The sequence below is a fragment of the Aliinostoc sp. HNIBRCY26 genome, assembly GCF_050235535.1.
GTDB lineage: Bacteria > Cyanobacteriota > Cyanobacteriia > Cyanobacteriales > Nostocaceae > Trichormus.
Genome location: NZ_CP189852.1, coordinates 6,347,357 through 6,364,545, shown reverse-complemented (window position 1 = coordinate 6,364,545; position 17,189 = coordinate 6,347,357). Strand labels below are relative to the sequence as shown.

The 17,189-nt window shown below is 43.0% G+C and carries 7 protein-coding genes; 2 read left to right on the top strand and 5 right to left on the bottom strand.

Features of this window, described 5'->3' with window-relative positions:
• Positions 1–89: 89 nt before the first annotated feature.
• Positions 90–6,506: a phytase gene (locus ACQFX9_RS26785; protein ID WP_427159585.1), complete on the bottom strand. Its 6,417-nt coding sequence runs from the start codon at positions 6,504–6,506 to the stop codon at positions 90–92.
• 472 nt (positions 6,507–6,978) lie between these two features.
• On the opposite strand from ACQFX9_RS26785, the gene ACQFX9_RS26780 reads away from it, so the two are divergent.
• The gene (locus tag ACQFX9_RS26780) at positions 6,979–7,614 is read left to right on the top strand and encodes a Uma2 family endonuclease (protein ID WP_427159584.1); all 636 of its coding nucleotides are present in this window, start codon (positions 6,979–6,981) and stop codon (positions 7,612–7,614) included.
• Positions 7,615–7,742: 128 nt separating this feature from the next.
• On the opposite strand, the gene ACQFX9_RS26775 is transcribed toward ACQFX9_RS26780, so the two are convergent.
• From ACQFX9_RS26775 to ACQFX9_RS26765, 3 genes are all read right to left on the bottom strand, one after another.
• Positions 7,743–8,528: a COP23 domain-containing protein gene (locus ACQFX9_RS26775; protein WP_427159583.1), complete on the bottom strand. Its 786-nt coding sequence runs from the start codon at positions 8,526–8,528 to the stop codon at positions 7,743–7,745.
• A gap of 137 nt (positions 8,529–8,665) precedes the next feature.
• On the bottom strand, positions 8,666–10,282 hold the full coding sequence (locus tag ACQFX9_RS26770) for a M48 family metalloprotease (protein WP_427163014.1): 1,617 nt from the start codon (positions 10,280–10,282) through the stop codon (positions 8,666–8,668).
• A gap of 149 nt (positions 10,283–10,431) precedes the next feature.
• Complete coding sequence (locus ACQFX9_RS26765) at positions 10,432–11,814, bottom strand: cytochrome P450 (protein WP_427159582.1); 1,383 nt, start codon at positions 11,812–11,814, stop codon at positions 10,432–10,434.
• Between the two features lie 299 nt (positions 11,815–12,113).
• Between ACQFX9_RS26765 and ACQFX9_RS26760 the strand changes: the two genes are divergently transcribed.
• On the top strand, positions 12,114–14,684 hold the full coding sequence (locus ACQFX9_RS26760; RefSeq protein WP_427159581.1) for an alkaline phosphatase PhoX: 2,571 nt from the start codon (positions 12,114–12,116) through the stop codon (positions 14,682–14,684).
• Between the two features lie 325 nt (positions 14,685–15,009).
• On the opposite strand, the gene ACQFX9_RS26755 is transcribed toward ACQFX9_RS26760, so the two are convergent.
• Positions 15,010–17,163 (bottom strand): NHLP family bacteriocin export ABC transporter peptidase/permease/ATPase subunit, encoded by a 2,154-nt coding sequence (locus ACQFX9_RS26755; protein ID WP_427163013.1) that lies wholly within the window; start codon positions 17,161–17,163, stop codon positions 15,010–15,012.
• Positions 17,164–17,189 lie beyond the last annotated feature (26 nt).

Sequence of the window (17,189 nt, the reverse complement as noted above, 5' to 3'; positions counted from 1 at the left end):
GAGGAATTGGGGCAGGGAGCAGGGAGAAATGGGGAATTCTTCTCCCCCCTGCACCCTGCACCCTGCCCCCCTGCCTTCTCCCCCAATCCCTAAAACACAAAGTTATCAGGATTAGCCATCGCTGCTGGGGTGACGTTTTCCAATACTAGGAATGGACTGAGAACACCACGTCCGGGAAGTCCGCCGTTATCTACTTGCAGGAAAGTGGTGTTAGGAGTGCTACCTTGGACTAGACGCACATAACCATCTGCGATCGCATTAGTTCCCTGATAACCACCACGGATGATGCTATCTAGTAATTGTGTCAGCACAATCTTGTCTTTACCTACTTCAAAATCGGTGATGGTATGACCCATTTGTCGGAGGCTGGTGTAAACTAACTCGTCGTAACCTCCGCCTGTAGTAATAGTTTTGCGACCAATACCACCAACAATTCGGTCATTGGCATCAGTTCCAATGATGGGGTCACGTTTACCGTTACCGTTGATGTTATTGAAATCGTTATCAAAGATGGTGACGGTTGCAGAGGCGTTAGCACCTAAATCATAATTACTGCCATCAGTGATATTGAGAATTAGGGTTTCTGTTGTTTCCACTAAAGCATCATCAACAGGGGTAATGGCAATATCAACGTAGGTTTGTCCGGCGGCGATGGTGGCTGTGCCTGTGAGGTTGTTGTAATCACTACCATTGCTAGCAGTACCTTCTACAGTGTATTCCACTGTCAGCGATTGGCTGGTATTACCTACACGCGAGATGCGGAAAACTCCTGGTGTCGAATTACCTTCAGTAACGGTTGCTGAAGTAGCAGTGGTACTAATTACAGGGGTGGGTATATTGAGGGGTTGGTCTAGTTCCAGAATGATGAATTCGTTATTATCAATCCCTGGTGGACGACCGATAGAGAAGGGATAGTTATTATCGTTAGCCAGGAGTATGGTTTTTTCATCCAGCACCACTACAGACTCGATAGTTTGGAAGGGAAAGGTAAATTTGGTGTTACCATCGCCGTTTAAATCATTGGGGTCGGCAATATTGAGTAAATCACCAATTTCTTCCTTGCTGACAAAACCATTCGCGTCTTTCTTCGAGAAGTCAACTTTGAATAACTTCTTAAATTGTGCCGTCGCACCTTGACCGTTATCACGCTCAATGACTAGAAACTCATTCTCGTTGATAACGGTAATATCCCCAATGGCGTGGCTGGGGTTTTCTAGGTAGTAGTAGCCGACTAAACCTTGATATTGCTTGGATGCAACGTCAAATTCGTAAATCCGCAAGGAATTAGCAGGATCACCAGTCACCGTTCCTTCCAACATGGGATATAGGGTTTGTTTATCTAAGCTGATAGCCATCCCTTCAAAGCCACGGGAGCGAGACAGGTTAGGATTAGAGGGTTCAGTGAGGAAATCGGGGTGATCAGGCGATCGCACAAAATCACCTGCTAACAAATCACGGATGCGATCGCCTGTACCTGGAAAGTCTGTGAAGTAGCCATCAACACCCAACTGAATGAAATCTCTGTACTCGGCTTCGGGGTTGTTGTTGTAGTCTGCTGCTAAATAACGGCCTTCATTACGGAAGGTGTAAGCATGGACAAATAAGCCTGCTGCGTGTGCATCTTGAATCAAGGTTGTAGGTGCAGTCAGGGTTTTATCTGCGTCGTTAACTGTACCATCCCCGTTAACATCATCTGCTTTATCATCACCATTAGCATCAACACCCTTGACGGATCTAATCATCCGCTTCCAAGGGCCAATCCCATCGGCGTAGGTAGCAATTTCCGCTAAACCTACGGCTGACCGTAAATCGCCGTAGGTGCGGGTATCACCACTAACTACAAAATCATAAGGGCGAACCTCTTGCAATGAACCATCTAAATTAACATCAGATGCGTCCAATAACTGCACTAAAGGTATGTCAACCCCAGCCGCAGGCATAATGACATTATTCAAGGCTTTGAGATTACCCACCTCAAAGGATTGGATAAATATCCGGGATGGGTCAGTGAAATTATTAGCTACCAGAGTATCAATTAATGTCTGGCTGATGTCGTAGCCTTGCTGTAAAAAGTAGGTCGGGTGTTTAGTTTCGGGATAGATGCCGATTTTTTTACCTGTATCAGCTTCTACCTGTTTTACCAACGCGATAATTTCATCGAGAGTTGGAATTTCATACAAATCGTTAAAAGATTGGTCACGGAAACTTGGCTGAATTCTGGCGCGCAGAGTCTTGATTTCCGCTAGGGTGAAGTCTTCTGCAAAGAAACCTTCTTCCGCAAACCCATCGACAACTTTTGTTTTGCGGCGGTCTGCAAACTGTGGTAAGTCTGCAACGTTGGTAGTGTTAATTAAATTCGGTTCGTGACGGGCGATTAATACGCCATCTTTGGTGGTCACTATGTCGGGTTCGATGAAATCCGCACCGCGTTCAATTGCTAACTTGTAGGATTCTAAGGTATGTTCTGGGCGTTCACCGCTTGCGCCTCGGTGTCCAATTACTAACGGTGCTTCGCCAGTCAGAGTCTTGAGATTGGTAATGTTGGGTGTGGGGATGGGTGCATCTAATAATTTACCTGTAGCATCGAAGTGCAGTAGGTAGGGGCCAAACTCATCACCAACCCAGAGTGTACCATCGGCGGCGATCGTTAATGATTCAATATCGAAGTCTGCACCAGTGAGGAGACGATCGCTAGTATTTTCATTAACAATCTGGAAGGGTATTTTCTGATCTGGGTCAGATAGTTGAATGAAACTTAAGACATTGACGGATTTGTCACCGTTTTCTGTACCTTGGAAACTGGGGTCTAAGCGATGAATCCGCAGCAGGTAATCTGCACTATTGGCTTTACTCCCAAAACCATTGTCAGATAAGAACCAGTAGGAATTATCATCAGCTACTTGGACTGCGCTAAAGCCTTGGATGGGTTGGCTAGCAAATGGAATAGGTCTACCGTTGGTATTACCTGTGATGAAATTACCGGATGGTGGCCCTTCTGCAAAGCTATCAGCAGGAAGGACAGCAAAACCTTTGAGTGTTAATTTTGGGGGAATCATGGCTTGAGGATTACGGGGATTGTAACTTTCGGTGTCAATAATTAAGGAGTTGGTAAAGGCTTGGGCGATATTTTCCCAAGGAACAAATTTAAAGTTGGTGTTGACGTTTTCGAGTTCGCCGTCATCTTCTACCAGTCTTGCGGGGTCGTTAGAACCGTCTTGAGTGACGAATAAACCATAGGGGAAATTCGGCCCTAGTGGGACGTTGACCACATCTGCACCGTCAGATTCTTGTACGCTGTCAATTGAGCCATTATTTCCGACAGCGAACCTACCCAAATATTCGTTATCACCGCCACGGTTGTAGACTGCAAAAGTATTGTCACCTTGACTAGATACCAGCAAGTAACCTTGACCATTCTGTCCGTAGTAAATAGTCAAGCCTTCCACATCGTCGGTGAGGTAAGAACCGCCCAAATCTTTGACTTTATCGATGAGTTTACCGGTATTGCGGCCGTTGGGTTCAGCGTCAAATTTCCAAATCCCCACATTTTCTTGACCGATGTAGAGATAACCCATTTCCTGGTCAGCAACCATTCCCTCGGTTTGGGGGTCAATTCCTGACTCGGTGGGGATGGTGAACTCTCGCACTAGTTCCGCGCCAATTTTACCGTTACCTTGGTCGATGAGTTTAAATTGGGCGACATCGCCAGTTTCCCGACGGTTGACAAAGGCGTAGTAATCGTTAGTTACAGGACTGCGATATAAAGCTACACCGTAAGCACTGCGTTCATCTGAAGAGTAGGGAGGCTCAAAAGGCGCGCCTTGGAAGAGAGTCCCAATACTGCTATCGGTGATGTCTTCGAGATATTCGCCAGGGGTGCTGGGGTTGGGGTTAATTTTAAAGATTACCAGCTTGTCGTTATTGCGATCGCTCGCTACGGCGATATCGATAGATTCACCACCCAAGTTAAACCCATACTGCAAATCTATGTTGTTGTAGCGGATATCCCCAGGGTTAAAGGTTTGCAGGAGATTTCCCGACAAGTCATAAACCCGCAAACCTGCGTTTTTCACCACGGTTAACACTAGACTGGCTGAGGGGTCGTTAGCATTAACGTAAATTGCAGGGTCATCAGCATCCGCGTTCTGGTCAACTTCTGGGATACTGCCATCATCATCATCAAATAAGTCGGGGCGAGTTTCTACAGTCGGGGTAACTGTGGGAATTACCTCTGCACTCAAGGTAAGAATTTGGGTAAATTGAGTTGAGTTAAAGTTGTTATCACTCACCAACACAATTGATTGACGACCATCAGCTAATTTGGGGCCGAAAGTAATCCCTTCGATGTTATCTGTACCTGTCGGTAAATCAAGGTCGTTCAAATTCAACACCAAACGCTTGCTAGCGGGTCTCAGGGCTGTTAATTCTGCTTCTGTGAGATTAGCTAAAGAGTCAAGAGTGCTGATATCCGTCGCCCCTTGCAAAGATACCTCATAGATTTTGATGGTATTACCGACACCTTGAGCAAAGGAACGTTCTACAGCCAAAAGCGTACCGCGATTATCAATGGCTAATAAATCTACTAAACCGTTATCTGCAAATCCTGTGGAGGGGTTAGGAACATCTGCGATCGCATCTGTAATATAGAGATATTCTTTTTCTGGTTGACCACTGACTAAGTTATATTGCAGAATGCGAGAACGGCTACCACTAGCTAGAGAAGCCCTCGCACCATCTTGAAATAGAGCGTTTTCGGTGGCTGTGTATAAGGTTTTCTGGTCTGGGGAGATGGTGAGACTTTCAAAAGCTAGGTTATTTCTTACCCCTAATGTCTGCGTATCACCTGTATTGACAATCCCATCACTGTTAGTATCTTGGACGACTGGTAAAAACTTCACAGGTACGGATAATGAGCGTAATTCCTGACCTGTCGTTAAGTCAAATTCTTTAATCCAGGGGTTACTCACACGACCAGCATTAGGATTTGCTTCCCCTTCAGAGGAGATAAATACAGTCCCATTTTTCGTTAAGGCGATTCCTTCAGGGTCGAGGCTATTTAAGGGGAAGGTATTACCGTTAATGTCTTTAAGAGTGGTGACATTGGTAAACTCAATTTCACCGTCGTTAGTAAAAGTATAAAAACGGGCTGGGGCAATTTGCGAGCGATCGTCTGAAATTGCATAATAAACATTATTGACCGCATCGTAAGTAACACCAGACAAACCACCTACCTGAGTTGGTACACCATTAACTATCCCAGCCGTACCTGCGGGAATAAAACCTGTAGGAAAGGTTGCTTGTTCTACAAACTCCGCTTCAGGGACAGTGTTACCTGCTGGTGTCGCGCCTAATTCTACATCCACATACACCAAACGGTGGTCAGAACTGGGAAAGGGGAAAGTACCTACAGGTGCAAATGTTGGGTCGCTATTCAAAGGCCAAAACACCCCTGAGTTGCTAATCTGCAAATCTGTAGAGGGTAGAACATAATCTGCGCGCAAGTTACCAGGACTCCCATCAGGAAAATCAGCTGTGTCAAAATACGGATTTCCTTGATGATTTGCATTTGCACCACCTTGTAAAGCCGCTTGCTGGGGTGCGCCGAGACTAGTGGGAATGGAATTAGTATTGATATTGGGATTTTGCAACAGTTGGAGAACGGCGTTATCGTAGCTGTCCCCGTCGTAAGGGTCAGCATTTTGATCACCCATAATCACAAAACTTGAACCAGCCGCTAAACCGCCTGTATTCCCCGCATCATCGTAAATATAATTACCTTGACCTGGAGTTATATAATCTGCCCAAAAGCGAATTTCATCGTGGTTGCGCTTACCGTTGCGGTCTTCTGTAGTATCGAAAACTGGGGGTGTGGGATGACTCACCAATACATGAATTGTTTCACCATTCACCTGAATCGGTACGTCCCAATGACTCTTAGAAGAAAGACGAAGTATATTAATTTCTTCTGGTGAATAGAAGCCGTTGAGATTTTCGTTTACGGCAGTATTAGGATTATCTACAGTCGGGTCATTAGTTAACAGATTTCCTGGCATATCCTTCCACAAAAAATTTTGGAAGGTGCGTATATTTGCAGTATCAATGGGATATTTTGATAACAGCAGCATTCCAAACTGTCCGGGGAAATTGCCAAAACCAAAGGCATCATTTCCACCACCAACTGAGCCACTATTATCTAAGTCAAAGCCTGAAGCGATTCCTGTATTAGAAGGTGCAATATAAACGTAGGGATACTCAACTGGAGTTGCACCGTTTTGACTGACGCTGAGATAATTCTGCTGAAATAATTGGGCTGGTTGTAAAGGATTTGCTGCTACATAGTCGAATTCATTAATCAACAGCACATCTGGATTATTGCGCTGAATAATTTCCGCTACAGCCTTGGCTTGAGCATTATTAGGAGTAGATAAATCACTCACTAACTGACCTTCAGCATTACGGTTGAGAGACGCATTAAATTGAGAAAAGCGAATTGTTGGGTTAGTCATAGTATCAATAATTGCCAAATTTAGGAAGATTTACGACAGCGTTTAATTTTTCATCTAGGGCTTGATTTGACAGAATTCATGATGAGTACAGGAACGTGAGATATCTGCATTAATTCATGGGATGGCGAAGAATCTGGGCTACTAACGACAGCACAAATACCACCTCTAACATCCGAAGTGAAGAGGGTTTGAAGTGTAAGTGTCATGCTTTTAGGTAATTAAAGGTGTATGTTTACATAAAAGGCGATCGCTCAACCCTCACAGAAAATTAAGGCGATCGCCAAAAAACAGCGATATACCTTAATTCAGTATTTATTCGGATTGCTAAATTTCAACCTATCCCAACTAGATTAAGAAATTGCTAGCAAATGGTTAAAGTTATTCATTTGTAAATAGTCCCGACGCGCTCATTTTTTCGCCAGACTTTAGCCGATATCATGAAGGGAAGCGACTGTCAAAGGAAATATCAGTCATGTTTGCTCTCGTTTCCCCAGAAAAAACTCAATTACCTCCTGGTTCTGTGGTGCGCTTACCTGCGACTTGGGAAGAATATCAGCGTTTGTGTGAACAACGGGGAGATGGTTCAATCCCGCGCCTCAAATATCGCAATGGAGAAGTATTGCTGATGTCGCCATTACCAGTGCATGGCCGAGATGCTAATCTACTAGCTGATATTGTTAAAACACTTTTAGACCACGGTGGACAAGAATATGATGCGTTTACCCCTGTCACTATGAGCTTACCCCAAGAAAGCGGAATTGAGCCAGATTATTGCTTTTATATTGACAACTGGGAAGCGGTATCAGGTAAAAAACGCATTGACTGGGGACAAGATCCACCACCCGATTTAGTGATTGAAATTGATGTCACCAGTTATTCTGATATACAGGATTATCTTCCTTTTAAAGTTCCTGAAGTTTGGTTTTTCAAAAAACAGCAACTATTAATTTATCAATTACAAGGTACAGAATATCAATTGCAAACTTACAGCCGCTATTTTCCCGATTTTGACTTAGAGAGTGTGATTGCTCGTTGTGTACAGATGGCTTATGAACGTAACACCAGCGCAGCTATCCGCGATTTGAAACAACATTTAGGCAAAAATTAAAAAGTCATGAAAAAATGCTTTCAATACATAGTTTCATGACTATTTTTATCTGATGTGAACAGTCTTCACCTATCAATAGTTGCTTTTTCTTTTGCCTTTTGACTTTTTACCTTTACCCTGTTTTATCCTTAACGGAATTTGTTGGGATTTAAGCGAACGCCTGTTTGAGATGGACGACGAATGGCTACGCCGTTTCTTAGGTTTGTACCTGTTCCGCCGTCTTTCACATCGAGGTAAGGTTTGAGATTAATTCCACTTCTTAAGGAAGTGACTTGATTTCCGCTACCTAGTAAGGTACGACCTATATTATATAGTTCATCTCCACCACGACTAGTATAGGTGTTAACTGCTGTGGTTTGTTGACCGCTATCAGCAGAAGTGAGGTTTTGGAAAATACTATTGCGGACTGTGTAGGGGTCTTTGTTGCGAGGTACTGTTAGCACAATTCGACATCTAGAATTGGCTTCGGTGGTGACACAAACGATATTTTCGTTATTTTCCCTACTAATCTGGAGTTCTTGCAGTCCATCTGGGCGGTATGATTCTAGGCGGGTAGCAATAGTTTGACAACGTGCTTGGGGATTCCAACCACCCCCTAAAGTACCAGGCGCAGCCCAAGGAAAGTATTGTCCTGGTTGACTTTCTGGCTGGTACATGACGGTGTATTGACCGTTATATTGTTGGCAGAAAAATCTTGCGCCACCGACAGCATTAGGTGTATTGGTGGCGGTGGTATCTGTGGGATAAGGAGTGTTTGTATTAGGGGTGGTTGTGGGTGTGGATGAACCTGAAGGTACAGTTGGTACGGTTACATCACTAGATGTATCATACTGAGCTAATGCCACACCGTTACCTAACAACAAAGACAAACCCAAACCACCCAAACAGGCTAACTTCCAGCTTTTTGACAACATAAAATGCTCCTCCAGTGGACACAGAATAGGAAACTAATAACAGTTATCACTATTCACTGTTAAAAATTGCGAATTGCGAATTGCGTTAGCGTAGCGGGACGCTAGTCCATTGCGAATTGCGAATTGGTCTAATATCTTTATTGACGCAAAATTTTGTCTTTTGATTCATCAGTTGGTTGCTTTTTTTCTGCTTGTTCTTTTCTCTCTTTGAGCAGTTTCTTCACCCTGGCTTTAATTTCTGTGTGACGTTCTACACCTTCAAAAGCGTAGCGGTTGTAGCTATTGCGAGTAATCATGTTTTCTAGATAACTAACTCGTTCGTTTCCGCCTGGGTGGGAGGATAACCAAGTAGGAACGCTGAATTTCTTTTGTTTGTCTAATGTCACCATTAGGTTACGCAAGCCATCAGCCGCATAACCGCTAGCAACTATTAAGCGTGTACCGAGAATATCGGCTTGTCGTTCCATGTCACGACTGTAAGTTAAGGCAAATAGTTGTCCGATGGTGCCGCCAAAAGGTAAATATTGGGTAACGTTGGAAATGAGATTACCTTGGGTAACTAGTTGAAAGCCGTGGGATAAAACTACGTGAGATAATTCATGTCCGATTAATCCGGCTAGTTCAGCTTCGGAGTTAGTTTTAGCGATCGCACCTGCATTAATAAATACTTTCCCTCCAGGGAGCGCAAAGGCGTTGAGGTCTTCTTCAGGAATGACGAAAAACTCATATTTAAATTCTTTTCTACCCGCAATTTTGGCTAATTTCTGCCCAATATCATTGACATATGCTAATGTCGGCTCATCGATGACTAAAGGTAGCTGCTTTTTCGCCTGTTTCGCCACCGATTCCCCCACAGAGCCTTCCCCCTGTAACAGCAAAATCGTCGAATCAAGGGCGGAAAATGGCCCCAATAAACTACCCGTAACGGCGTAACCTAATGCACCAGTAATCACATTACTAATCACATTACCTCGAATTTCTGAGCGAATGTGAGATTTGTAACGTTTGAGATTGGTTTCCGCTAGTTCGTTAAATTCCGACGCTTGGGGATTTTGGGGGTAAAGAATGGCAAATTGACGGGCGGCGATGGATGCTTCCATCCATTTCTTTGCATTGGCTAAGGCTGTCACCCTAGCTTTAATTAATTCTGGTTGGTCAGGGTACAGAGAAGAACCTCGTTCTAAAACATCTAATGCTTCCTTGGTGCGATCGTATTGAGTTAAAACCTCAGCGTAGCTGATATGACCAGGAATAAATTCGGGATTCTGCTCAACTAATAATTGTAGAGGTACTAGAGCTTTGGTTTGCAGCTTTTTAGCGATACCGTCTTGTGCCTCACGCCAGTATACCCTACCTGCGGGTGAAAGTAGGGCGGGGTCGGTGATGGCTGGTTTGAGTTCAACAGAGGCTTCACTGTCTTTATTAAACGGTGCTTTGGCTTCGCGGTAAAGCTTTTGCGCCTCGGCAACTTTACCTGCTAAATATAGTTTGTCTGCTTCTTGGAGTTTGAGTAACCGAGCGATTTCTGCTGGATCAGGTGGGGGAGTATCTGGAGATTGACGCGATCGCCTGAGTGTATCCCGGAGTGTTTCGTCCGATGATGTCTCTGAGTTGGCTGGGGTGGTATTTTCAGTATTTGGCGTTTGGGCGGGGGCTGGTGCTATTGGTTGTGTGAGAATAATCAGAATTGACGTACCAATTGACAGCAATATCCAACTCAAAGTTAGTAACAGAGATTTTCTGCTTCTGCTGATGGAGAAGCGGAAAAATCGGGGGCGGTGAGGTGAGGAATTTTTCATCTGTGCTGGTTTACGCAGTTCATGCTCGCCATCAAACAGGCTCTTATTTTAAGGGTAGAAGCAATTGCCATCATTCGCCTAGAGCGATCGTCAAACTACGGTGTTTACACTATTACAGATGTATTTACGGAAATTAATTGCGGTGTTGCAACCATTCGCATTCCGGCTGGTGCGGCTAATGTTAAACCACGGCGCACAGGACGCACAGGACGTTTATTCACTAGAGAAACTTGATATTGAGCTAAAACTGTCGCCAAAACAATTTTCATTTCATACTGAGCAAAAGCCAAACCTATACACCGACGATTCCCGCCCCCAAACGGTAGATACTCGTAAGGGGAAAATTGCCTTTGTAAAAATCTTTCTGGTTGGAATTTTTGAGACTGCGGATATACTGATTCGCGGTGATGGGCTAAATAAATACTGGGGACTACTAATGTTCCTTTGGGTAGTTGATAACCCATAATCTCTATTGGCGATTTGACTATTCTTAAAAACCCTGCCAAAACAATGGGATATATTCTTAAAGTTTCTTGGCTAACGGCTGTTAAGTAAGGTAGACGGGCAATGTGACTCGGTTCTGAGTTAACATCAAGGGTAGCTAATTCCTGTAATAATTTTTTACGCACATCCGGTAATTGGTCAAGCCAATAAAATGCCCAAGTTAATGCAGACGCAGTGGTTTCATGTCCTGCAACTAGCATTGTCATTAATTCATCACGTAATTCAGCATCTGACATCGGCTGACCATCTTCATAACGAGCCGAGATTAATAAACTCAGGATATCTTGGCGATTTTCCCCTAATTCCGTCCGACGCTGGGCAATTAACGCATAAATTAACTGGTCAATTTGTTGAATGAGGCGCAGCACTCGCCCCCAAGGACTCCACGCGCCTAAATCTTTTTGCATGAAGTTGAAAAACAGGGCTGTAGAAAACACAGCAGAACCCATTAAATCTAAAACAGAAGTGAGCAACTCCCGCAATTTTTGGTACATTTCTCCCTCATCCACGCCAAAAACTACCCGCAAAATCACGCGCATGGTAATTTCCTGCATGGAGTGGCGAATATTGAAGGGTTTGCCAATTTCCCATTCACTGCTCACTTGTTGCGTGATTTCTTGGATGGCTTGACCGTAAGCCCGCATTCTTTCGCCATGAAAAGGCGGGGTGAGTAATTGCCGTTGACGCTGGTGGCGATCGCCATCTAGTAAAATCAGAGAATTATCACCCAACAAAACTTTTAAAATACCGCCCCCTCCCCCACTCTGAAAGTATTTACCATCAGCCGTGAAAATCTGCTCTAAAGCTTGGGGGTGACTGAAATAGACTATTTGATTTTCTTTATTCTGTCTCCAAATGGTGAAATTATCACCATAAACACGGGTAAAATCTTCTAAATACCCAGTTGGTTGAGTAATGAATTTAAACAACCGTATGAAATAAGGGAGTTTTGGCCCGTCGGGTAAGTTATGAGTAACTGTCATCTGAGTTAGAGTTTATAGCGATCGCCTTCTATTGTTACGATTTTTTTTGGTAGTAGGGATGTTGATAGTTGATTTTTGACAGTTGACTGTTTATTTCGGTTGCCAATAATTATCAACACTAATTACAAAAATCTTTGTAGTGGTAGATGAATGGATTCGGTAAGCTTTTACTTGAATTTTCAGACATCTTTTCTTTCAATTCACAAAATCGAATATATCGTGAAATTACTTAGGCAGATAAAATTTTATGTTGCTTTAATAGTGGTGAAATTTCTAACTAAGTATAAGCATTTTGAAATATGGCTATTGAAAACGGCAAAACCACTGCTTCTGCTTACGTGAGCCTTGCTGACAAATCACCTTACAAAATTGTTCCTTTGTTGACAGTAGGCGATGAAGTACCTTTATTAATAAGTACCTTTAGTAGTTCTTCTGCCCCAACTTTTGATGCTGCTCAAAAATTTGCCTTTACCGGCATCCCAGATGGATTAGGCTCGACACAAGTAGAGATCGCAGGCAAAACATATAATTACGTCTGGGTAAACCATGAACTAGGAAGTGGCACTACCACAAGTATTTCCACAACGGCTGGTACAAATCAAATCGTCGGTGCGAGAGTTTCCCTGTTTGTATTTGACGAAAACTGGAACGTTCTGGGCGGTAAAAATCTTATTGACCAAGCAGTAGATACTACAGGCTCTTACACGCTAAATACTTTTACGGGTGCATACATTAACGAGGGTAATCCTCTTGCTGCTTTCGGTCGCTTTTGTTCTGCTTTTCTGGCTGATAAAGGTTTTGTGGACAGCAACGGTCAAGAAGTTCCTATTTATTTTGCACCAGAAGAAAGTAATAACACCAGTCGGGGTTGGGCTGTTACACCAGACGGTACAGCCACAGCACTAGATGGTTTAGGTCGCTATGCTAAAGAAAATGTAGTTGCTGCTTCCCAATATCGGGCTACCAACTCTGATAAAACTGTACTGTTTGCCACAGAAGATAATGCTGACGGTGAACTTTATATGTGGGTGGGGAACCAGACTCCAGATGACCCCAATGGCTTCCAAAATGGTGATTTGTACGTCCTGAAGGTTGATAATGTAGACTATGAAGGACAAGTAACTGGCAAAACCACAGCCCAATGGACAAAGATTGATAAATCAGCAGTCTTTAATTCTGATAGTACACCAAAAACTACTGGTACAGATTTGACTGCTTTTGTGAATGCAGGAGGTAATTCAACTAACTTCCAGCGTATTGAAGATTTCGCAGAAGACCCCAACAACCCAGGAACTTTTTACTTTGTCACCACCGGAACCAAGAAACCACCAGGAAATCCTACTGGCTCTGATGTAGCCACTCCCGACTTAGCAGAAAACCCCTATGGTAGACTCTATAGCTTTACCTTAAATCCTGACGACCCCACAGGCACAATCAATAATTTTGAATTGTTGCTGACTGGGGGGCCTGGAAAGGGAACCAGTTATGACAACATTGTTGTAGACAGATATGGTAACGTTCTCATCATGGAGGACGAAACCGCTTTTGGTGGCGACTTGCTCAAGGCTGAAAACCGAGAGGCGGCAATTTGGTCTTTTAATCCCAAAACTAAAGAAATTGTCCCGTTATTTTACCTCGATGAAAATGCTGCTGGTAGCCAGTTCAACAATCCAGATATTAAGGGTCAATGGGAATCTTCTGGGATTATTGAAGTTGGTAAAAGCCTTGTTTCTGGTTTTGGTACATATCTATTTAATGTCCAAGCCCATACAGTTGTCAATCCAGCAAATTCGACGGATGTTCTCAATGGTAGACACGCTGAAGGTGGTCAATTAATTCTCACCATTCCTGTAACTGCTAGCCCCAACGACAATAATGTCTTACCAATTGAAAACAATGTCTTATCAATTGAAAATAATGTCTTATCAATTCATGCAAACACAGGATTCCAACAAACTTTCCGGTTTAAGTTAAAGTCTCGTGCTAATGCTCAAAATAGTGTGTACGAGTATGGCTGCATTGAGGTAGATGATAGTGCAGGCCATATAGGTGACTTACAGCCCGGTGATGCAGGTTATGAAGCAGCCGTCATGTCGCGTAAACAAATTATTTTCTCCACTTTACCAGATGCTTTGGGTGGTGATTCTGACCGCGAATTGATTTTAAATGGCGGTGCTAAATACCTGTTTTACCAAATCAAGAATTTTGGGAAATCTAGTCAATTAATATTATGGGGTAATAACACAAATTCAGATTTGACAATTACTGATTTTCAAAACCCTGAATCTATCTTCTCTGCATTATTTGGCTTGCAATGGTCTGATCAAAGCATCTTAGAAGTTGAAGCTACTACCGACGCACTCAAATTTGGTATCAATACAGAAAATAACAATGCTCTTTTAGACCTACGTTCAGCTACAGGGACAGTTGACGTTCAATGCACTCTGCATCGAGAAGCTTTATATGATAACTTAGTCGGTTTCTATTTGGTAGATGATGCTGATGGCACAATTAACGATAATACACCAGGCGCGAGTAATTTTAATCGCCAACAATACATCAAAGATGCGTTAAATTCGCGCCGTGTTGGTGTTGATTTGACTGTAAGCGATCGCTCTAGTAATGTGGTGTCCAGTAGTTTAACTGGGGGTGCTTTTTTTGCACCATTTATTGTAGCAAATGGCAATTTAGGCGAAGGGTTAAGTGGTGCATCGCACGTGTTTTTCTCTTTCGGCACAGCAAACCAAGATGGACAGTCTCACATTGTTAATTTAGGTAATAATTTGTTTGGGTTTGAAGATTTACTTGGCTCTGCTAGTGACTTTGACTATAACGATATTGTATTAAGAGTTGGCTTTATTAATAGCTAATTTATACTTTTACTTTGCTATTAAGTAGAACGGTGTAAATAATCCAAGGTTTGTAGTGTACCCCTCCGGGGAAGCAAGCTACGCGCAGCGTCTCGTAGAGAGGACTTTAGTCCTCTGATAAGGACTGAAGTCCTTACTACGAACTAGATTCCAATCTTTTTACATTACTTTACATAGTTTGGTTTTTCAAGTCGTTCTACTTAAATTTTTTCTGTGGCTATAAACGTGCCAAATTACCCACTAGTAGTCTGCCAAGAGAACTTTGTAAGGTTAATAGCAGCAAAAAAAATCTCTTTCTCCCCCTGCTCCCCCTGCTTGCCTTAGCCTAGCAATTTTGGGTTGGTGAACTACTAGTTTGCTCCAATTGAATTAATTTTGCATAAGGGCTATCTATCTGTGACATCTGTTGATGATTACCTCGCTGTATTACCTGACCTTTTTCTAGAACAATGATTTCATTACAGTCGCGGATGGTACTTAAACGGTGAGCCACAATAATGCAAGAACATCCCCGATAGCGTAGATTTCGGTCAATAATTTTTTCTGTCTCTGCATCTAAAGCACTGGTCGCTTCATCCATGACTAAAATTGTCGGATCATTGACTAATGCACGAGCAATTTCCAAACGCTGACGTTGTCCTCCGCTTAAATTAGCTGCACCCTCAAGCAAGTGGCTATCATAGCCCCCAGGTAAAGCTAAAATGGCTTCGTGAATGGCAGCATCTTTACAAGCCCGGATTAATTGCGAATTGGGTACAGTATCGTCCCATAATGTTAAATTTTCCCTGACAGTACCAGCATATAAAAAAATCTCCTGTTCTACGATCGCCAGAGAATTAGACATGACTGACCTGGGGATTTTCTCTCTGGGAATACCATCAAACAGAATTACCCCCGACCAAGGTTGGTAAAGTCCGGCTAACAATTTAGCAACTGTTGATTTACCTGAACCGCTACCACCAACTAAAGCAACTCTTTCTCCTGGTTTTAGCTGAAAACTCAGGTCTTTAATTAGTGGCTCATCTGTGCGCGAATAGCCAAATGTGACATTTTTAAATTCTACGTATCCCCGGAGTTGACAGGGTGAAGCATACTGTACTGGCTGAATATCTGTATCTTGACTGTCCAATTCTGGATCAGTCGGGTTTCGCAACACATCATCCAAACGAGTCAAATCACCCTCTAATTCTTGTAGGGTACTGCCAAAATTAACTAGAGAGTTGACCGGAGTTAAAAAGCTAGTCATTAAACTTTGGAAAGCAACTAACATCCCAATGCTGAGATATCCATCCATGACCCGCAGTCCACCGATCGCTAAAATTGATAGTGAACTTAAACTAGTCAAAAATGGCGGTAAAACCCCTAATACTTGATTGGTAATCCCTAGTTCCTGCTGACCATTAATCAATTTTGTATAGTAACCAGACCAGCGTGAGAAGAAATCTGACTCCAAAGCTGAGGCTTTGAGGGTTTCCATACTTTGGAGTGCAGCAATTTCTGTCCCTGCGACTTTACCCCGGTCTTGTATAGTTCGCATATACATATCTGTGCGTTGCCGTGAAACCCACTGTAATGCCAGGATATTAATTGCCACAAAACACACACTAATAGCCGTTAATACCCCATCATAAGCAAACATCACTATGGCATAAAATACTACCATGACCGTATCAATTACAGTCCTCGCTAATTGACCTGATAGCACTTCTGCAACTTTGGTATTAATATTAATCCGACTGCTGATTTCTCCGGCAAATCTTTGAGCATAAAATCCTACTGGCAAGCGCAAAATATGGTGGATAAATTGGCTGGACATTTCCACTGATAACTTAATATTTAATTTTCTTAAAAACCGTCTTTGCAAAAATGTTAGCCATCCCTGAATAAATACAGTGATGCCCATGCCCAAAATGAGTGGACGCAACCAATCTGTACGGTTTTCTACAAGAACTTGATCAACAAAAATCTGGTTAAATACTGGTAAAACTAAACCCGGAATAACTAGGAAAAATCCCGCAAGTAAACAATAGAGAATAGCCCCCCAAGAACTCTGTAATCTATCTACCAAAGAGCCAATTAAGCTAGGTTTACGACCGCCGCGTTGAAATTCTGTTCCTGGTTCCATGACCAGGACAACCCCTGTATAAGCTTCATCAAATTCTTGATAGGAAACTCGTCTTGGCCCTGTGGCTGGGTCATTCAGGTAAACCCAATTTTTTTTAAATCCCTCAACTACTAAAAAATGATTGAAATTCCAAAAGACAATATATGGCGGACGGAGTGTTTTTAATTGCTCCAACTGCTTTTTAAAACCTTTAGCCTGCATTCCATAGTTTCTGGCAGCTTTAATCATATTAGAAGCTTTGCTACCATCACGGGAAATGCCGCAACTTTGGCGCAGTTCGGCTAAGGGGACAATTTTACGGTAGTACGCCAAAATAATTCCTAAAGCCGCCGCTCCACACTCCACGGCTTCCATTTGCAAGAGGGTAGGAGTTTTGACAC

Coding starts and splice junctions, on each gene's coding strand:
- ACQFX9_RS26785 (WP_427159585.1), bottom strand. CDS start 6,506: ATGACTAACCCAACAATTCGCTTTTCTCAATTTAATGCGTCTCTCAAC.
- ACQFX9_RS26780 (WP_427159584.1), top strand. CDS start 6,979: ATGTTTGCTCTCGTTTCCCCAGAAAAAACTCAATTACCTCCTGGTTCT.
- ACQFX9_RS26775 (WP_427159583.1), bottom strand. CDS start 8,528: ATGTTGTCAAAAAGCTGGAAGTTAGCCTGTTTGGGTGGTTTGGGTTTG.
- ACQFX9_RS26765 (WP_427159582.1), bottom strand. CDS start 11,814: ATGACAGTTACTCATAACTTACCCGACGGGCCAAAACTCCCTTATTTC.
- ACQFX9_RS26760 (WP_427159581.1), top strand. CDS start 12,114: ATGGCTATTGAAAACGGCAAAACCACTGCTTCTGCTTACGTGAGCCTT.
- ACQFX9_RS26755 (WP_427163013.1), bottom strand. CDS start 17,163: ATGGAAGCCGTGGAGTGTGGAGCGGCGGCTTTAGGAATTATTTTGGCG.